Genomic DNA, 18,919 nt, shown 5'->3' with positions numbered 1-18,919 from the left:
ATCATAATGGACATCGGAGGTCAAACGTCTAATGAAAAGTTTAAATAAAAAGAAAATTCTTCAAAAAAACACATATGAAATAAATAGACATGAAATAGGTTATGTTTTTTATGGGAATATATACATTATGATAACGTTATGGATTGTTTTTGCAGAATAAAGTGTATGAAATGGAAGAATAGATACATTATTTTTGTAGAGGGAAGCTAGGGGAAAGGGAGTAATATGTTGAACTCATAGCGAAAAGCCTTCTAGTAAACTAGAAGGCTTTGAAACTATTAATTAAGGTGCTTTCGTGTATCCTAAGAAGTGGCTCTTCCAATAAGAGTTACTTAATGAAGCGATTGCTACACCTTTATCTCCAGCTTGGATAAATGATCCGCCCCCAAGGTAAATACCCATGTGAGAAGGGCCAGATTTATAAGTGTTTTGGAAATAAATTAAGTCACCAGGTTGTGGACTTGAAGTTTTTGGTAGGCTACTCCAATATCCTGCAACACTTTGGCGGCTAATGTTATGACCAAATTTCTTAAATACGTGGTAGATGTAACCACTGCAGTCAACACCGTTAGCAGAAGTTCCGCCCCAAACGTATGGTACACCTTGCATTGATTTTGCGTATGCAAGTACGGAAGAACTGTCGCCGCTATTATTACCTGTATTATTATTGTTGTTATTGTTTTGATTGTTATTTTGGTTATTGTTAGGCTTATTATCTACTGCGCCTCCAACTGGTGTTTTAGATAGGTAACGTGTTCCGATATAACCAGTTTGACCGTTGTAGTTAATTTTGCTCCATCCAGAGTTTTCAGAGATTACTTGAACCTTCTGACCTTGTGGAAGTGCGCCTATGATTCTATAATTTGTACCTTCGCCGCTACGTACATTTAGTGCAGAAGCATTAATGTAGTAGTCACCAATTGCACCTTGGTTAGGTTTTTCAGGTTGTTTTGGTTGCTCAGGAGTAGTAGTGCCACCTTTAACGAATTTTACAAATTCGCTGCTAACAAAGCCTGTTTTTCCTTGGTAATTTACCTTAAACCAACCGTTTTCAGATCCAACTACGTTTAATGTTGTACCGTTTAAAACGCCACCAATTACACTATGGTAAGCGGCAGGGCCTGTACGAACACGTAAAGATGTAGCGTTAACTACGTAAGAACCACCAGTTTGAATAGTTCCATTATTGTTTTGCTCTTGTTTGTTGCCTTCTGTAACGTTTTCGTTAGAACCGCCTTTTGTTACGTAGTCTTTGCTTATATAAGCAGTTTGTCCTGCGTAATTGATTTTGAACCAATCTTGAACTTCGCCAACAACTTGTACTACTTGTCCTTTTTTGACAGAACCTACAGTTGTGTGAGAAGTGCTAGGACCTGTACGAACACGAAGGGAAGATACATTTACTGTATAGTTTCCGCTTGCTGGTTTTACTTCTTGGTTGTTATTATTCGTATTGTTGTTTGAAGAACCCCCAGTAGAAGAAACGCCAGATACGAATTCGCCACTTACATAACCTACTTGTCCATTATGGTTAATTTTCACCCAACCATTTTCTTGTCCAATTACGTTTAATGTTTGTCCTGCATATACACGTCCAGAAACAGAACTAGAAGTGTTAGGAGCTGTACGTACACGTAATACATCAGCGGTAACTTTATTGTTTCCACCTGTGCTTACATTGTTGTTTGCTGCTCCACTTTTTGATACAAATTCGCCACTAACAAAGCCTGTTTTTCCGTTAATGTTAATTTTGAACCAACCATTTTCTTCGCCAATCACGTTTAGTGATTGACCGTTATAAACGCGTGAGATGATGTCGTGAGAAGTGCTTGATCCCGCACGAACATGTAAGACGCTCGCGTTTACCGTATAAGATGAGTTGTTTGACGCAGAAGCTTGGACAGTTGTAGCAGCTTTTTGTGTATTTTGTTCAGGTGCAGCTTGAACACTATCAAGTGTAGGTGCTGCTCCTCCTGCTACAGACACTGCCGCAAGACCGGCAAGATACTTTTTCATAATTTGTCGATTCCTTTCTGTCTGTAATGTAGTGAAGAAATATTTACCAACTGTTAAAAATTCGTAACTACTCAGCCACCTTTCGGTGTCTTTTTTAAATTTTACTAGTTTCATATGCCTCCCATTTGTAAATACTGAGTATATCAAACAGGGGAGGTGAATCTTATGGTCGATCGAAAAATTATTTTAGATACATATAAAAAAGGACCTGAAGCTGTTATTTCTTTATTTGAAGAAACATTTTCTAAGTTAGAAAAACGTATACAAGAACTAGAAAATGCTTCAAAAAAAAACTCCAAAAATAGTCATAAGCCACCTTCTACAGATGGTTTGGGTAAGCCCGTTACAAAAAGTTTGCGCAAACCGTCTCATCGTCAAACGGGTGGCCAGTTGGGCCACAAGGGACATACTCTTGGTTTGACAGCGACTCCAGATCATACGATTACACATTCTCCTACATATTGTACTTGTTGTCATACTTCCTTGAACCACGAGCCTGTAAAAGGGTATCGCATTCGCCAAGTGTATGACTTACCACCTATTCAGATCGAAGTGACAGAACATAAAGTAGAACAGAAAGAATGCCCACATTGCCATTCTATCCAAGAAGCCCAATTTCCTTCGACAGTATCTCGTCCTGTTCAATATGGTCCAAATATAAAAAGACTGATTCCCTATTTAACGCATTATCAATGCATTTCTTTGAAGCGAACAAAAGAATTCTTTCAGGATTGTTTTGGACATTCTATAAGCGAAGGAACCCTGGTAAATCATACACAGGCTTTCGCTTCTCAATTGCAGCCATTCATAAAAGAAGTAAAGGAAAAGATTCTGCAGTCTCCTGTTGTCCATTTTGATGAAACTGGTATGCGTGTAGAAAACAAAACACAATGGTTACATACTGCCAGTACACCGGAGGTGACATTGCAACATATTCATCAAAAACGTGGAAAAGAAGCAATGGATGCTGGAGAAATCTTGCCATCTTTTTCTGGAATTGCGATGCATGATGGTTGGAAATCGTATGATGCGTATACAGATTGTCGTCACGTTTTATGTAATGCCCATCTCTTACGAGATTTACAAGGAATTATAGATAGTACTGGAGAACAATGGGCACAACAGATGCAGAAATTTCTAACGCAAGCGTTGACGATGAAAAAGCAATCCGAAGGTACCATGCCAAAAGCGACGCAAAAGAATCTGTTTATTATGTATCAATCCATATTGAAAGAACAACAGATTCTTTCCACGAAACAAAAGAAGAAAGGAAAGCAGACGCCTTCTCAAAATTTATGGAATCGCTTCGTCAAGTATTCTGACAGAATTCTAGCGTTTTTAGAACATCCAGCCATTCCATTTGATAACAATCAAGCAGAACGGGATATTCGGATGACGAAAGTAAAACAGAAAGTGTCTGGGACTTTCCGAAGTAAGAAAGGCGCAGAATCTTTTTGTCAGATACGAAGCTTTATGAGTACCATGAAAAAACAAAAACAATCGGTCTTACAAGCGATAAACCAAGTCATAGAAACTAGAACGGTTCCTTGGAATAACACGACTTCATAAGAGAATTTCTCTATTTGGCATAGATTCTTTCTCTGATTGGAGTATTTTCTTTTCATGTTTTCGAATCGGAAACATGTATTTGGCCTGTTTTTTTATTTGAAGAAGCTGAGTAGTTACAAAAATTCTAAAGAGCATGTCGATTACTGTCAAGGCTTATGTGGGAATCTGAATATGACAAAAAGATTACAAGAAAAAATCAAGGTATAAATTTCCACCTTGATTTCCATTTAAATGCATATATTGAATATAAAAGGACAGAAATTATTCGTGTTTAAGAAGATGACATATTGGATTGTAACAAGATTTTATTAAAAGATTTTTGCAGTTTTTTGGTGATAGGTCCAACTTGCCCATCTTGAATCGCGGTTCCATCAAGGTGGGTCATTGGTAAAATTTCAATTGTTGTGCCTGTAAAAAAGCATTCATCTGCTTGATAAACGTCACGAACGCTGAAAAGTTCTTCCTGTACAGGAATGTGAAGAGTATTCGCTAAAGAAAGGACATATTGACGAATAATGCCATTTAAAATAAGGTGATTGGCTGGATGTGTGTAAAGAGTTCCGTTTTTAATTAAAAAGAAGTTGGAATGGCTTCCTTCCGTTACAATACCATTCCTTACGAGAAGTGCCTCTTTACAGCCTTTTCGTTCAGCTTTCGTAGCAGCTAGTACGTTTGGTAATAAATTTAATGATTTAATGTCACAGCGTAGCCATCGAGTATCGGGTTCTGATATAGCGCGTATACCATATTCAATCCATAAGGCTGGTCTTTCTTTTTTTGTAATATAGGCATAAATTGTCGGAGGGGTGTCATATGAAAATACATGTGTGCGAGCTTGTACACCACGAGATACTTGCAAATAAATTGTGCCATCTTCGTGGAAATGGTTTCGTTCAATTAATTTGTAAAGTAAAGTGATGAGCTCAGCTTTTGAGAAAGGGAGCGATAATTCTACTTCTTCCATGGATCGATATAATCTCGTTATGTGCGGATCTAATAAGTGAAAGTTCCCTTTATATAGGCGAATAACCTCGTAGACACCATCTCCGAACTGCGAACCTCTCTCTTCAAGTTCTATGTACGTTTGTTGTTTTGTTGTATCAATAACTTCATCATTCCAAAGTACAAATTTTTCGTATGCCAATTTCCGTCCCATCCTTTCGTAAGTACGTAAGTAACGTGAAACTTTCATTCATGCGAGATAAAAATCACTATAGTAATTTTTATGTAAGCAATTCTCTACATATGACCGTATATGTATTTGTAAATCATAGAGAAGTAAGGATGGTTTACCCCGCATTAACGGGCAGTAAAACTCCTACTTAAAAATTCGGGTGGAGCAAAGAAGTGAATTGGGCGAATAACTGCCCGTAGCTGCCCGATTGGTGAGGGCTGATTAAAGTTTCACTTTACAGCATTTTGTATATACAAATTCGAAAATAAGAATGAGAATCCTGCTTTTAAATAAAAAAAAGCAACATTCTTATGGAATGCTGCACAAGGAGGGTAGCTATCTTTCATAGGGACATTGTCTCGTTGAATGTTTTGTGTATGGAAACAAAACATGTTGAAAGACAATTATAAGAAAGTAGAAACAAAAGATTTACACACTTCTTTAAGGGATCTTACGAAAGATGAGAGATAAGAAATATGTAGAACCTCGTTTACATATTTTATTATAGAGATTTTTCATTAACACTATGTGAATATTTGGTAAAGGTTATGTAATTTTAAAGTTAATGAATATAAGTAGTTGTATGGAAGAAAATAAAAAAAGAGGCTGAGATTACTCAGCACTCTTCTTTTCTTCTTTAATAACTGTTTTTACTTCACCAGTTTTGATCTTATTACTTTCAGAGAAGCGAAGTAAGTCACCTTCAATGATTTTATCAGACATGTTCAATTCATTTTGGGCGCGATCAATTAGTGGTTGAGATTCTTCTTTCGGTAATTGTACAACTTCGCCAGTAGCACGGTCATAGAATGTACTGTTTGTGTACATGTATTTATCTGTAACGAAGCTACCGTCACGAAGAACAACGAATCCTTTATTATCAGGTGAGAATACATCATGACCGAATCGAACGTCATTTGTAGAATCTACACCAAGTAAGTTTAGAATAGTTGGTTTAATGTCAATTTCACCAGTTGGTTTCGAAATTGTTTTACCTTCTTTTTGACCTGGAACGTGAATAAACATCGGTGTTTTTTGTAAGTTCATATGGTCAAATGCAGTGATTTCTTCTTTTCCTAAGAACTGTGCCATTGCACGGTTATGGTTTTCAGAAATACCGTAGTGGTCACCGTAGAATACGATTACTGAGTTGTCGTAAATACCTTCTGCTTTTAGACGCTCAATAAAGTGTTTCATTGCTTCGTCTAAGTAACGAGCAGTTACCATGTAACGGTCAAATACTCCATCACCAGAATTGTATTCGTCGATTAATTTTGTACTGTCATCGTAAGTGAATGGGTAATGATTCGTTAAAGTAAGGAAGCGAGTATAGAATGGTTGCTTCACTTGTTTTAACATATCAATAGATTGATCGAAGTACTCGATATCTTTTAATCCCCAATTTAATTTTGTTTCTGGCGTAATCTTGTAGTCAAGTTCGTTGTAGTAACGATCATAACCAAGTGCTGGATACATAATGTTACGGTTCCAGAATGTTGCGTTGTTTGCGTGGAATACCGACGTGTGATACCCTTGCTGACGTAAAATTTCTGGAGTTGCTGTATATTCATTGTTACCGTGTGTGAAGAATACAGCACCGCGGTCTAGTGGATATAACGAAGTATCTACTAGGAATTCAGCATCAGATGTTTTACCTTGACCAGTTTGATGGAAGAAGTTATCAAAGTAATAACTTTCTTTCGTAAATTGGTTTAAGAATGGTGTAACTTCTTGTCCGTTAACTGTTGCACCAATTAAGAATGTTTGTAATGACTCAAGAGAGACAACAATTACGTTTTTCCCTTTTGCAGTACCGAACATATTTGGATCTGGTTTACTTTGTGTTGTTTTTACGTAGTTTTCTGTTTCTTGTAATTTACTACCGTCAGCGAACGCTTTTTGTGAACTTGATTTTGCTTGTAAGCCAAGATCGTATACTTGGTGTACATATAATCCTAAGTTTTTAACAAGCATAACGCGGTCAAATGAACGTGTTAATAGTTCTGGGCGTTCAGCTTCTGCAAGTCCTAAGTTTGCGAAGAAAATAGCAACTGTTGATACGAAGTATAGAGAACGCATCGGGCGTGCTACACGCTCTGTAGGTGCAAAGTTCTTCATTTTCTTTAATAGAACGAAGAAAACGATAATGTCTGCAAATGCAAGGATAATTTTGTAGTTAAATAATTCTTTCACACTAGAACCTAAACTTCCGAAGTTAGATGTTTGTCCTAGCACCGGTAATGTAACGAAGTCATTGTAGAATCCGTAGAACATTACGTTACCAACAAGAACGATTGTTAAGACAAAATTAATTCCAAGTGCTATATAGTTACGTTTTTTCCCTTTTGCAAATAATGCAAGACCAACAAGCAGTAATGATGCTGCTAATGGGCTAAGGAATAAAATGAATTCTTGCATGAAAGATTCAAGTTTTAAGTCAAAGCTTGTGCGTGTAATAAGGTAAGTTTTCAGCCATAAGGCTAAAGCTACGAATACAGTGAAACGCACATTTTGAAATTGTGATTTCAAGGTTTCTTTCATTCATTTCCACCCTTTCTCTATCAGGCTTGGTCGATTTTGGAGCGAAAAATGCTAAAATAAAAAATACATAGTTTTCTTGGCCATAATTAAAGGTTCTATATTCACCCATATACGACTATAACTATGCATACCCTTTTGGTTTCTTTTGTTGCTCATAAGCATAACGTCATTTCTGTATTATACAACAAAATTCATTTCTGAGAAACACTATAACATTTTACATTTTTTGTATAAGATTTGTCACTACCAGAGAAAACTTTAACATTCGTTTATATGTCCGTCAACTAGAAAATATAACAAAGGTAGAGCAGAATGTTAAGTAGAAGTGAAAATTTTCTTTGTTGAGAAATAAGAAACGAAGATGGGTAAGGGTTATCTAGAAATCTATTATATGAAGGAAATCGTGTAAAAATTAACGAACACTTGTTCTTTTTTAGTTTGTTTGTTACAATAAAAGTTCATTGATAGGTTTTGTGTAATTTCCATGAACTTTTACTGATAACATATTGTAGCTTATTTCTTTTTAAAAATAGGGAGGCTTTTTACATGAAACAAAAATTTTCAGTTGAAGCGTTTTGGAAGAAAGTAAAACATGTTGCAAAGCAAGCTGGGCAGTCGGTCATTTATGCAAGTTTATTACTGTTTTACGTTTTGCAAAGACCCGATGTTCCAAAACGAGTGAAAATTATTGTAATTGGAGCACTTGCTTATTTTATTGCACCGATTGATGCGATTCCAGATTTCATTGCTGGAATTGGCTATACGGATGATTTAGGGGCGTTAACGGCCGCACTAATACAGGTGTCGTTATACGTCAATGAAGATGTGAAAGATAAGGCACGAGTGAAGTTGGCAGAATGGTTTGGTTCGGATATAGACACAACATTTATCGATCAGAAATTAGGTCAATAGGTGAAACCTGTCATAAGGTGACAGGACGAACGTAAGCGAGGAAGTGCATTATGCCATCAGGAAGAACACATACGAAAATAAACTTAATATCCCTTCCGGTTGTTTTGTTTTTTCTCTTTTCGTATGGATTAACAAATTTTGATTTTTTATTAACTTTTGCAATTGGTTTTTTAGTAGGTACTTCATTTTTAACACCAGATTTAGATACGTACAGTAATGCTTATAACAAATGGGGTTTCTTACGTATATTTTGGTATCCTTATAAAAAAGTAATGCCGCATCGATCTTTCTTTACGCATACGATTATACTTGGTGATGTGATTCGTATTGCGTACATGTTAATCGTCTTTTCTCCATTTTTATTTCTATTAAATGTAATCGCACTGGATGGTAATTTAATAGAAATTGCGAAGAAACATGAGGTTGAAATTGTAACGTTCTTAATGGGAATTGTTGTGGCAAGTACGCTTCACATTATAGCGGATAAAGTGAATACGCGCCGAAAGAAAATGATGAGAAAAAAGAAGAAACGCAGAAGATAAAGTGAACGAATTAGGAAAAGGACCCTTGCAATTTGCAAGGGTCCTTTTTTAAACAAACGTTTGTTTAAAATTAAGCTTTCAGTACTTTAATTCCTTTTACAATGTTCCAGATGAAGTAGTATAAGCTGATGATTCCGCAAATAGCTAAGACAATCATTGATCCAATTCCAAGTGTTACATCTGCTTGGTCAGATCCCATGCCCATAATTCCTAAAATGGCTACGCCGATAAATGTAGCAATACTTGGAATGATGTGTGTCCATAGAGCACGTTTTGCATGTGGCTTTGTTTCAGCGTCCCCCACAATCCAAACGATAATTGGGAATAAGATAGGGGCAAATAGTACACTAAAGTACGATAAAGCAGCTAATATTTTGTTTCCATTCATATATATCACCTCATAAATAATGTCCGTTGTTATACTATTATTATGCAATAAATTTTGCAAGCTTTCTATCGATGAACATTACAGGAACATGACGATTTTGTAAGATTTTTTCGTTAAATGATAAAATTTTCAAAAAAATCTTTTTTAATGGAAATTGTTATGGTACAGTATAAATGAAAGTTGTTGAAAACGTTTTCTTAAACGTTTTTTTATTTTAGACTTAAAGGTATGATGACCTGATAGTCTATTGATGAGGTTATTCTATTTAAAAGGGGATTCTTTAGGGGGAGAGAACAATGAACACATGGACACAAGTTTATGATCCATTCGGAAACATTTGGATTTCGGCAGCGGTAGCACTTATTCCGATTATCTTTTTTTTCTTAGCTTTAGCAGTTTTCCGCATGAAAGGGTATGTGGCAGGATTTATTACAGTTGTACTTACAGTTTTAGTAGCGTTATTCGCTTATAAAATGCCGTTCACGATGGCAATGGCAGCGACCGGATATGGTTTCTTATACGGATTATGGCCAATTGCTTGGATTATCATTATGTCGGTATTTTTATATAAAATTTCTGTGAAAACAGGTCAATTCGATGTGATTCGTGCATCGGTATTATCGATTACGAACGATCATCGTCTACTCGTTATTTTAATTGGATTTTCATTTGGAGCATTTTTAGAAGGAGCGGCAGGATTTGGGGCACCAGTAGCGATTACAGCAGCACTTCTTGCGGGGCTTGGGTTAAATCCTTTATACGCAGCAGGTCTTTGTTTGATTGCAAATACTGCACCAGTGGCGTTCGGAGCGATGGGAATTCCAATTACAGTTGCTGGACAAGTAACAGGTATTGATCCACATAAAATTGGACAAATGGCTGGGCATCAATTACCGTTCCTATCATTATTTGTGCCATTCTTTATCGTATTTTTAATGGATGGATTTAAGGGGATACGACAAACGTGGCCTGCGTTATTTGTAGCGGGTAGTTCATTTGCGATTACGCAGTTCATTACAGCGACATTTTTAGGACCAGAACTTCCGGATATTACATCGGCACTTGTAAGTTTAATTAGTTTAGCGCTGTTCTTAAAAGTTTGGCAGCCGAAAGAAACTTATCAATCCGGGCAAGCAAATAGTGAAGTAGCAGCAACAACGACAGTAGCATCGATGCCGAAATTAACGTTTGGAAAAGTAGTGAAGGCATGGTCCCCATTTATCGTATTAACGGTTATGGTAGTCATTTGGAGCCAAAGTTTCTTTAAGGCATTATTCACTCCAGGAGGGGCTTTAGAAAGTCTTGTATTTAAGTTTGAAATTCCAGGTCTGCATAATCTAGTAATGAAAGCAGAGCCAATTGTAAATAAACCAACGCCTTACGAGGCAATTTTGAAGTTTGATGTATTATCGGCAACCGGAACAGCGATTTTAATTGCGTGTATCATTTCCATGTTTATTTTGAAAATGAATGTAAAAGATGCAGTAGTGACATTTAAAGAAACGTTAAGCGAATTAAAAATGCCAATTCTATCTATCGGATTCGTACTAGGGTTTGCATTTATCGCAAACTATTCTGGTCTATCTTCCACGTTAGCGTTAGCATTAGCCGGAACTGGCGGCCTATTCCCGTTCTTCTCACCATTCTTAGGCTGGATTGGCGTATTCCTAACAGGGTCTGATACGTCTGCGAATGCACTGTTCTCAAATTTACAAGCCATTACAGCGCAGCAAGTCGGCGTATCTGAAGTGCTTCTCGTTGCAGCAAATACAACAGGCGGTGTAACAGGTAAAATGATTTCCCCGCAGTCGATTGCGATCGCTTGTGCAGCGGTTGGTCTTGCTGGAAAAGAATCGGATTTGTTCCGTTTTACAGTGAAGCATAGCTTATTCTTCGTAATTATTGTTGGTATTATGACGTATGTGCAGGCGTATTATTTAACTTGGATGATTCCGTAAAGAGCAAAAGAAATAAGCTTTGAATTTTTCAGATTATGGTGTATGATGGGAAAGTATTGAAAATTAAATCAGTGATAAACTAGGGGTGCCTAACGTATGCGTAGGCTGAGAGAGAAGCGCGTGAACTTCTTAACCCTTTGGACCTGATCTGGCTCGTACCAGCGTAGGGAAGTTAACGGCTTTACATAATGATGTCTTTTATGAGCCAGGTCCTTATTTTTTTATGGACCTGGCTCTTTTTATTTTGGCATACGCTGGCCATATCTCGTCCTTGTCACGTACAGGGGGGCAACAAAAATTATGAAACAATCTGTTTCAGCTGAGCAAATTGAATTGAAATCGAGTTTACCAGGGAGTAAGAAAGTATATGTGGATGGGCCACGAGAAGGCATGAAAGTACCGATGCGTGAGATTGAACAAAGCGGAACGAATGGCGTTCCAAATCCGCCAATTCGTGTGTATGATACGAGCGGCCCTTATACGGATCCTGAGTATAAAGTGGAGTTAGAAAAGGGGATTCCAACGCCGCGCCATTCTTGGATTATGGAGCGCGGGGATGTAGAGGCATATGAAGGGCGTGAAGTGAAACCAGAGGATGACGGTGTGAAAGTGGCTTCGAAACATACACCTGTTTTCCCGCAGATGGATCGCAAGCCACTTAGAGCAAAGCAAGGTGCAAACGTTACGCAAATGCACTATGCACGTAATGGCATTATTACTTCTGAGATGGAATATGTTGCGATTCGTGAAGGGGTAGAGCCGGAGTTTGTTCGTAAGGAAATCGCAGAAGGCCGCGCTATTTTACCAGCGAATATTAATCATCCAGAAGCTGAACCGATGATCATCGGGCGTAACTTCCATGTGAAGGTAAACGCGAATATCGGAAACTCAGCTGTATCTTCTTCGATTGCAGAAGAAGTAGAGAAGATGACGTGGGCTACTCGCTGGGGTGCAGATACGATTATGGATTTATCTACAGGTAAAAATATTCATACGACGCGTGAGTGGATTATTCGTAACGCGCCTGTACCAGTTGGAACTGTACCGATCTATCAAGCGCTGGAAAAAGTAAACGGAATTGCAGAAGATTTAACGTGGGAAGTATATCGTGATACGTTAATTGAGCAGGCGGAGCAAGGCGTTGATTACTTTACGATTCACGCTGGTGTATTGCTTCGTTACATTCCAATCACGGCAAAGCGTACGACAGGTATCGTTTCGCGCGGTGGTTCGATTATGGCGCAGTGGTGTCTATTCCATCATAAAGAAAATTTCCTATATACTCACTTTGAAGAGATTTGTGAAATTATGAAGCAGTACGATGTTTCGTTCTCTCTTGGAGATGGATTACGTCCAGGTTCGATTGCAGATGCAAATGACGAAGCACAGTTTTCTGAGCTTGAAACACTTGGTGAATTAACGAAGATTGCTTGGAAACATGATGTGCAAGTTATGATTGAAGGGCCTGGGCATGTACCGATGCATTTAATTAAAGAGAATATGGAGAAAGAGCTTGATATTTGTCAGGGCGCGCCGTTTTATACACTTGGGCCACTAACGACAGATATTGCACCAGGTTATGACCATATTACATCGGCAATTGGAGCTGCGATGATCGGTTGGTTTGGAACGGCGATGCTGTGTTATGTAACGCCGAAAGAACATTTAGGTTTGCCAAACAAAGATGATGTACGCACGGGTGTTATTACGTATAAAATTGCAGCGCATGCGGCTGATCTTGCGAAAGGACATAAAACGGCTCATCAGCGTGATGATGCACTTTCAAAAGCACGCTTCGAATTCCGTTGGCGCGATCAATTTAATTTATCTTTAGATCCTGAACGTGCGATGGAATATCATGATGAAACGTTGCCTGCAGAAGGGGCAAAGACAGCTCACTTCTGTTCAATGTGTGGACCGAAGTTTTGTAGTATGAGAATTTCGCATGATATTCGTGAGTATGCAAAAGAAAATGATTTAGAAACGACAGAAGCAATTGAAAAAGGAATGAAAGAGAAAGCAGAAGAATTTAAAGAAGCTGGTAGTCATTTATATCAATAATATGTTACACCTCTTTACTTGATTGATCACACTGTAGTACCTAACTTTATTATAGAAGAAGCCCCATTTGCTAAGACGGTAGCAAATGGGGCTTCTGTTGATTATAAGGCAAAGAAGAGATGTACCCAGTAGAATAAGAGGAATAGTGTGACGACTGTTGTGAGCGGGATAACGATAAGGGATACACTTAAATAGTCTTTCCATTTTACTTTAATTTTGTTTTGTTTCAGAATATACATCCAAATGAGTGAAGCTAGTGTACCAATTGGTAGTAATAGTGAACCGATGTCACTACCAATGATGTTTGCAAGATAGATTGTTTTTAATGTGACTGGATCTAGTCCCATTTCTGTTAATGTGATTGTACCAATCATAAGGGCAGGATGGTTATTGAAGACGTTAGAGAGGATGGATACAAGTCCGCCCATTGCAAAGCTAGCATAGAGTAGATGCTGATTCACAATTGGCTCGAGCCATTGTACAAGTGCAGCTGTTAATCCTGCGTTGTGGAGTCCGTAAATAATGACGTACATAGAGAAGGCAAAAATTAAAATGTGCCACGGTGTCTTTTTCAAAATGTCGACAGGGTTTGTTCGTAAGTAGTACCATCTCCAAATGAGAAGAACGAGTGAACCAAGTACTGCAACGATTTCAATTGGGATGGATAAGAAGGATGCAACGAATAGAAGACAGCGCATCAGGAAGACGAAACCTAATACTTTTAACATGAATCTTGTACGTTTTTGTTTCGTATCAACAGAATTATTTCCTTTTAGTGGATGGAAGTTTTTCGTGAAGAAAATTTCTTCAATATTATATGAAGAAACAGGTAATTTTTTCGGAAGTTTTTTCTTCAAAACTGTATACATGAGCCATGACATAAATAATAAGCCTAATGTTGCAGGTACAAACATCATAGCAGTATGCATATAAAGAGTCATATTAACGATATTTAATGCAATTAAGTTTACGATATTACTTACACCAATTGGTGCACTAGATGCAGTAGCGATTAAAGCGCCACTTAATAAATAAGGAATTTGTTGATGTGGTTTTAATTGAAGGTTTTTTAGAAGAAGAATTAAAATGGGAGTTGTAATTAGAATACTACCGTCGTTATTAAATAAAAGAGTCATAAGAAAACATAATAATTGAATATACCAGTATAGACGGCGTCCAGAACCCTTTGCTAGATTTGCTAGTTTCGCTGCGGACCAATGGAAGAAGCCGAAGCTTTCTAATATAACTGCCATGACGATGGTCGCTAATATTGTTATGGAAGCACCGCCAATTTTACTTATAATATCCATGACGTCTGGTTTTGATACAAGTCCAGTAATTATGATGATACCAGCTCCGATTGCTGCTGGCCACGCCTCATTTAAACCGCGAGGCCGCCAAAAGATAACAATCATCGTTAAGAAGAATACAATAATAGTAATCCATATTTCAATGCTCATATTTTGCCTACCTTTCTATTTTCCCTTGAACAGATGTAGCTTGTCTCAAGTTTATATTGGTAGTATATTCAGCAAAAAATAAGAAGAACTAGACGTATAACGAGATGAACCGAATATGTGTTTTTCATGCTAAAGGACAAGTGTCACGAATAGTGAAATAACTATTATGAGAGGAGTCTATAAATTATTGGGGCAGTAAAATAGTAAATGAAATTTATATGGGCAATTATGGAGATATATTGGCGATTTTTAAAATATATCGACTTATCAACAAAACATGACAAAAGGAGTCTATTCCAAAATGCCTTTTGGGACAGACTCCAAGACTATATTATTTTTCCTTCAAAAAAGTACGATCCTTCAAGAATAAATTCCAGAAGAAAATAAATCCTGGTAATAAAATTGCAATCCCAATTGCGTATAGAATGAGCAGTGCATAGAACGTTTCTTTCGTTGTAAAGCTTGTAAATACAGTTACGTCAGGATAAATAATATAAGGTAAATGCGCGACGCCGTAAGCGTAGCTGGCAAATGCATATTGAGCGACGACAGCTAAAACGGCAATGCGAGGGTATCCTAGTGTATTGTATTTTTTGTTTGTCCACCAAAGGGACGAGTATCCGATAACGAATAAAACAATAGAAACTGTAAACCACGGGAATTGCTTTATTAATCCTTGCATAAGCCAATGTGTTTCTGGGTCCATTACAACGAGGGCGATGATTGCTGTAACGAGCGTTGCAGGACCAAGAATGATAGCATTTCTTCTATAAATTCTATACGTATCTTCTGAACTTTGTTCTCTCGCAAAATCAGCAAGAAAGAGAGAGGAGAGAAATAGTTCAGACGTTAGTCCGAAGAGCATATAACAGTAGATAACCGGGCTAGAAAGAAGTTTTCCATACAGGAGTACTTCTTTTCCTTCAGACATTGTAATATAGGCTCCCTCTGTAACGGGTAAAACGGTAATTAATAGTGCTGGAATTAAGAGACCAGTAATACCTGAAATAACCCGAAGAAGGTACTGATATTTTGGTAAGGAGTAAGCAAATACCATAAACGTACTACGTACTGCAACGAGCACTAAAATTAACATAACTGGTACGAACATTACTGTCGCAAGAGTAAAGGCCGCTTTCGGAAAGAAGCCGAGAAATGCGACAACGACGAAAACAAGAAACGTATTTGTTACTTCCCAAGTGGGTGATAAGTACCGATTCGCAAGTTTGGCAGCGAGAGTTGGATGTTTGGCGTATACCATGCCCCAAAAACCAGCTCCAAAATCGATGGACCCTAATATACTGTATACGAAAATAAGGGCCCATAAGATGATGATTGCAATACTTTCCTCATGCATGAGAATCGCCTCCTTGGTGTTGTAAATCATTCTTTAATGGATGTCTTCTAAAGAATGTCCGTAGAACAATGACTGTTAAAATAGCGAGTCCAATATATAAAATGATGAACAAAACAAATAAAGGACCGACGAAATCGGCGCGTGTAGATGCATCGACGGTACGTTGCATACCATAAATTGTCCATGGTTGACGACCGCTACAACTGAAAATCCATCCGAATTCAATACCGAGCATCATAATTGGTCCGCATGCGGCAGCCCCCCAAAGTAGCCACTTCGGTAGTTCTGTTCCCTTTTTTCGGTAAACGAAGTACCAATATAAGAGTGCAATTGCTGCAACTGCAAAGGTAAACGCAGCGGTGCCGACCATTAAGTTGAATAGTGTATGTGTATAAAATGGTGGCCATGTTTCTTGTGGGAATTCATTTAGACCTTTTACGACAGTGCTAGGGTCTAGTCCCACTAATAAGCTAAGCATGTTTGGGATTTCAAGTGCATAGTTTAGTTCAAGTGTATTAGGATCCACAACCCCGCCAATGGATAGCGGTGCGTGTGATGTCGTTTCAAATAAAGCTTCAGCAGATGCAAGTTTTTCAGGTGAGTGTTTATGTAGGGCGATTGCCGATTCGTGCCCTGAAAGCCACATCGTAGCGCCTGTAATAAATGTCACGACAAGCCCTAATAGTAGCCCCTTTTTATGATAAGCAATTTCACGTGTACTTAAATTTTTCTTCAATAATTTAAATCCAGCGATAGAAGCAATGACAGCCGCACCAGTTGCATAAGCCGTAATAACGACATGGAATGCACTTGTGCCAAAACTCGGATTAAAGAAAGCTTTCCAAGGATCAACGTTAAAAACAGATCCATCTGGATTCATTGAAAAGCCTGCTGGTGTATTCATCCATGTATTTGCTGATGTAATGAGCACGGCGGATGCCGTGGCACCAAGCATGACGAAAAATAGCGAGATTAATCTCATAAATGGAGGAAGTTTATCAGCTGCATATACGTAAATCGACATGAATAAAGCCTCCAAAAAGAAGGCAAAAATCTCAATTTGGAAGGGAACAGAAATAACTTGCCCAACAATTTTGGCGAAACCAGGCCAAAGAAGTGAGATTTGCACACCAACAATTGTTCCAGTTGGAATTGCTACACCGAGAAGAATAGCAAACGCCTTTGTCCATCTTTTCGCCATAATGGCATAGTCGGAGTCTTTCTTCCAGTGATAGAGTATTTCGCTTATAAAAATCATCAATGAAAGACCGACCCCAAGTGTTGCAAAGATAATGTGGAATGCTAATGAAGAACCAAAAAATGCTCTTGCTAATGTTACCGTATCCATATGTAAACTCCTCTTCTTTTTTGCCATTATTTTCTGATTGAATTGGAAGATTTATTCAAAAAAACTACCAAAAATATATATGTATTTAAAAAGTGAATATGATAATATAATGTTGTAATATTTTGAATAGAAAGAAATAAATAGTTGGTCATGTTTTGTTTGTTTTTTGCTCAGGAATCTTTTATAATCTTTTATGCGAACATAAGTTCTGTTTTTCGGAATCAAGAAGTTTATGTGAAATGGAGAGGGTGTTTTATGTATCCTGAAGTCATTAAAAAGATGGCATTTTCAAAAGAGCATAGAGATTTATTATTGAAGCTATATAATAAAGAAATTACACGTCGTGAATATGATCGACTTGTACAATCGCTATATAAACCTTCTAAAGAGGTTTGCGGGGGATAGAAATGCGGGAGACAATCTAATAGATTGTCTTTTTTAAATTTATGTATGTTCTGATAAAATTAAGGTTAGCCTTACTAGGGAGGTGAAAAGATTGCGGAAACGTTTATATATAGGGATTGGAGTTATCTTCTTAATCGCTTTAGGTGGAATTGTATTTTGGTCAGCTTTACAAGGAAACCGTACAGAAAATTTTATTTTAAGACATATGGTGAATGACAATGGAACACTTGCCACGTATCGTTTAGTAGATACTAAGGCAGGTACGGGTGAAGCTAAGGGACGTGAAGCTTTATCAGAATCGGCGGGATTATGGTTACAGTATACACTTGATAAAGATGATCAGGCGTTATTTGATGAGCAAGTAAAGGTTATTCAAGATAATTTCATATATAAGAATCATATCGTTTTATGGAAACTCTCTGAAAAGGGAGAGAGGCAGTCAGCTACAAATGCACTTATAGATGATCTTCGTATTATAGAACAATTATATCGTGCTTATGAAATGTATAAGGAAGAGCGTTATAAAAACCTTGCCGATCAATTAAGTGATGCTGTACTTCGTTATAATAAAAAAGATAATTATTATGTTGATTATTATGATGCAGATGCAGGAAAACAAAATAATTTTGTAACAACATCATACATAAATCCGCGTGCATTCTCCTATATGAAGAAGTACGGCAAAGTTTCTGCTCAGCAATATCAGGAAGTCGTTCAATTTTTAGCAGATTATCCAAGGCATGGCTGGGCATTCCCAAAAGAGTATAAAGAAGATGGTACATTTACGTACGATAAAGAAGTGAATCTTATTGACCAATCATACGTTGCATATCATCGAAGTTTAGGTGGTCTTTCATCAGCTGCTTATTTGGAATTTATAAAGAAGAAGTTCCAGGAGGATGGAAAGCTATACGGTCGTTACAATTTAGAAACGGGAAAACAAACTGTGAATTATGAATCGCCGGCCGCGTACGGACTAACGATTTTGTACGTACTACAAACAGGTGATACAAAGTTTGCGAAGGAATTGTATGATTATATGGCCACATTCCGAAATGACAACGTATTTAGTAGATATTACGGTGGATATGTAACAGGTGAAAATAATAATACGCATATTTTTGATAACGTACTACCACTTTTAGCTGAAATAGAATTAAAAAAGAGTGAACAATAAAAGGTGCCACC

At 37.5% G+C, this 18,919-nt stretch carries 14 protein-coding genes and 1 riboswitch; of the genes, 7 read left to right on the top strand and 7 right to left on the bottom strand.

Annotated features, from left to right (window positions below):
* Window positions 1-282: 282 nt before the first annotated feature.
* Window positions 283-2,016, bottom strand: coding sequence for a C40 family peptidase (locus MHH55_RS26860; RefSeq protein ID WP_075676757.1), 1,734 nt, complete (start codon window positions 2,014-2,016; stop codon window positions 283-285).
* 165 nt (window positions 2,017-2,181) lie between these two features.
* On the opposite strand from MHH55_RS26860, the gene tnpC reads away from it, so the two are divergent.
* Entirely contained in the window at window positions 2,182-3,585 is a 1,404-nt protein-coding gene (gene tnpC, locus MHH55_RS26855; protein WP_100910632.1) for an IS66 family transposase, read from the top strand.
* A gap of 271 nt (window positions 3,586-3,856) precedes the next feature.
* Here tnpC and MHH55_RS26850 read toward each other — a convergent pair whose 3' ends face one another.
* Together MHH55_RS26850 and MHH55_RS26845 are read right to left on the bottom strand one after the other, a co-directional pair.
* Entirely contained in the window at window positions 3,857-4,741 is an 885-nt protein-coding gene (locus MHH55_RS26850; protein ID WP_078186980.1) for a D-amino-acid transaminase, read from the bottom strand.
* 630 nt (window positions 4,742-5,371) lie between these two features.
* Window positions 5,372-7,300: an LTA synthase family protein gene (locus MHH55_RS26845; protein WP_000665358.1), complete on the bottom strand. Its 1,929-nt coding sequence runs from the start codon at window positions 7,298-7,300 to the stop codon at window positions 5,372-5,374.
* A gap of 546 nt (window positions 7,301-7,846) precedes the next feature.
* On the opposite strand from MHH55_RS26845, the gene MHH55_RS26840 reads away from it, so the two are divergent.
* Together MHH55_RS26840 and MHH55_RS26835 are read left to right on the top strand one after the other, a co-directional pair.
* On the top strand, window positions 7,847-8,212 hold the full coding sequence (locus MHH55_RS26840) for a YkvA family protein (RefSeq protein ID WP_000810369.1): 366 nt from the start codon (window positions 7,847-7,849) through the stop codon (window positions 8,210-8,212).
* A gap of 50 nt (window positions 8,213-8,262) precedes the next feature.
* The gene (locus MHH55_RS26835) at window positions 8,263-8,754 is read left to right on the top strand and encodes a metal-binding protein (RefSeq protein ID WP_001139056.1); all 492 of its coding nucleotides are present in this window, start codon (window positions 8,263-8,265) and stop codon (window positions 8,752-8,754) included.
* A 70-nt stretch (window positions 8,755-8,824) separates the two neighbouring features.
* Here MHH55_RS26835 and MHH55_RS26830 read toward each other — a convergent pair whose 3' ends face one another.
* Complete coding sequence (locus MHH55_RS26830; RefSeq protein ID WP_001014096.1) at window positions 8,825-9,142, bottom strand: DUF4870 domain-containing protein; 318 nt, start codon at window positions 9,140-9,142, stop codon at window positions 8,825-8,827.
* 296 nt (window positions 9,143-9,438) lie between these two features.
* Here MHH55_RS26830 and lldP point away from each other — a divergent pair, with 296 nt between their 5' ends.
* Together lldP and thiC are read left to right on the top strand one after the other, a co-directional pair.
* Window positions 9,439-11,100, top strand: coding sequence for an L-lactate permease (gene lldP / locus MHH55_RS26825; RefSeq protein ID WP_078186981.1), 1,662 nt, complete (start codon window positions 9,439-9,441; stop codon window positions 11,098-11,100).
* 71 nt (window positions 11,101-11,171) lie between these two features.
* A riboswitch (TPP riboswitch) is annotated at window positions 11,172-11,287 on the top strand.
* A 113-nt stretch (window positions 11,288-11,400) separates the two neighbouring features.
* A complete protein-coding gene (thiC, locus tag MHH55_RS26820; protein ID WP_078186982.1) occupies window positions 11,401-13,161 on the top strand; it encodes a phosphomethylpyrimidine synthase ThiC in 1,761 nt (586 codons plus the stop codon).
* 101 nt (window positions 13,162-13,262) lie between these two features.
* Here thiC and MHH55_RS26815 read toward each other — a convergent pair whose 3' ends face one another.
* From MHH55_RS26815 to cydA, 3 genes are all read right to left on the bottom strand, one after another.
* Window positions 13,263-14,621, bottom strand: coding sequence for an arsenic transporter (locus tag MHH55_RS26815; protein ID WP_078186983.1), 1,359 nt, complete (start codon window positions 14,619-14,621; stop codon window positions 13,263-13,265).
* Between the two features lie 331 nt (window positions 14,622-14,952).
* Window positions 14,953-15,978 carry a cytochrome d ubiquinol oxidase subunit II gene (locus tag MHH55_RS26810; RefSeq protein ID WP_000544186.1) on the bottom strand — a complete coding sequence of 342 codons (1,026 nt, stop codon included), beginning with the start codon at window positions 15,976-15,978 and terminating at the stop codon, window positions 14,953-14,955.
* Window positions 15,971-17,326, bottom strand: a complete 1,356-nt coding sequence (gene cydA, locus MHH55_RS26805) for a cytochrome ubiquinol oxidase subunit I (protein ID WP_000381985.1) — start codon at window positions 17,324-17,326, stop codon at window positions 15,971-15,973. Before cydA ends, MHH55_RS26810 begins: the two co-directional genes overlap by 8 nt.
* Before the next feature lie 255 nt (window positions 17,327-17,581).
* On the opposite strand from cydA, the gene MHH55_RS26800 reads away from it, so the two are divergent.
* Together MHH55_RS26800 and MHH55_RS26795 are read left to right on the top strand one after the other, a co-directional pair.
* On the top strand, window positions 17,582-17,731 hold the full coding sequence (locus MHH55_RS26800; RefSeq protein ID WP_000283180.1) for a hypothetical protein: 150 nt from the start codon (window positions 17,582-17,584) through the stop codon (window positions 17,729-17,731).
* 91 nt (window positions 17,732-17,822) lie between these two features.
* Complete coding sequence (locus MHH55_RS26795; RefSeq protein WP_139362467.1) at window positions 17,823-18,908, top strand: transcriptional regulator; 1,086 nt, start codon at window positions 17,823-17,825, stop codon at window positions 18,906-18,908.
* The last annotated feature ends 11 nt before the right edge of the window (window positions 18,909-18,919 follow it).

This window comes from Bacillus sp. FSL K6-2944 (assembly GCF_038005385.1).
GTDB classification, from domain to species: domain Bacteria; phylum Bacillota; class Bacilli; order Bacillales; family Bacillaceae_G; genus Bacillus_A; species Bacillus_A cereus.
The sequence above is the reverse complement of the archived record's forward strand: the minus strand, read 5'-3'. Positions and strand labels throughout refer to the sequence as shown.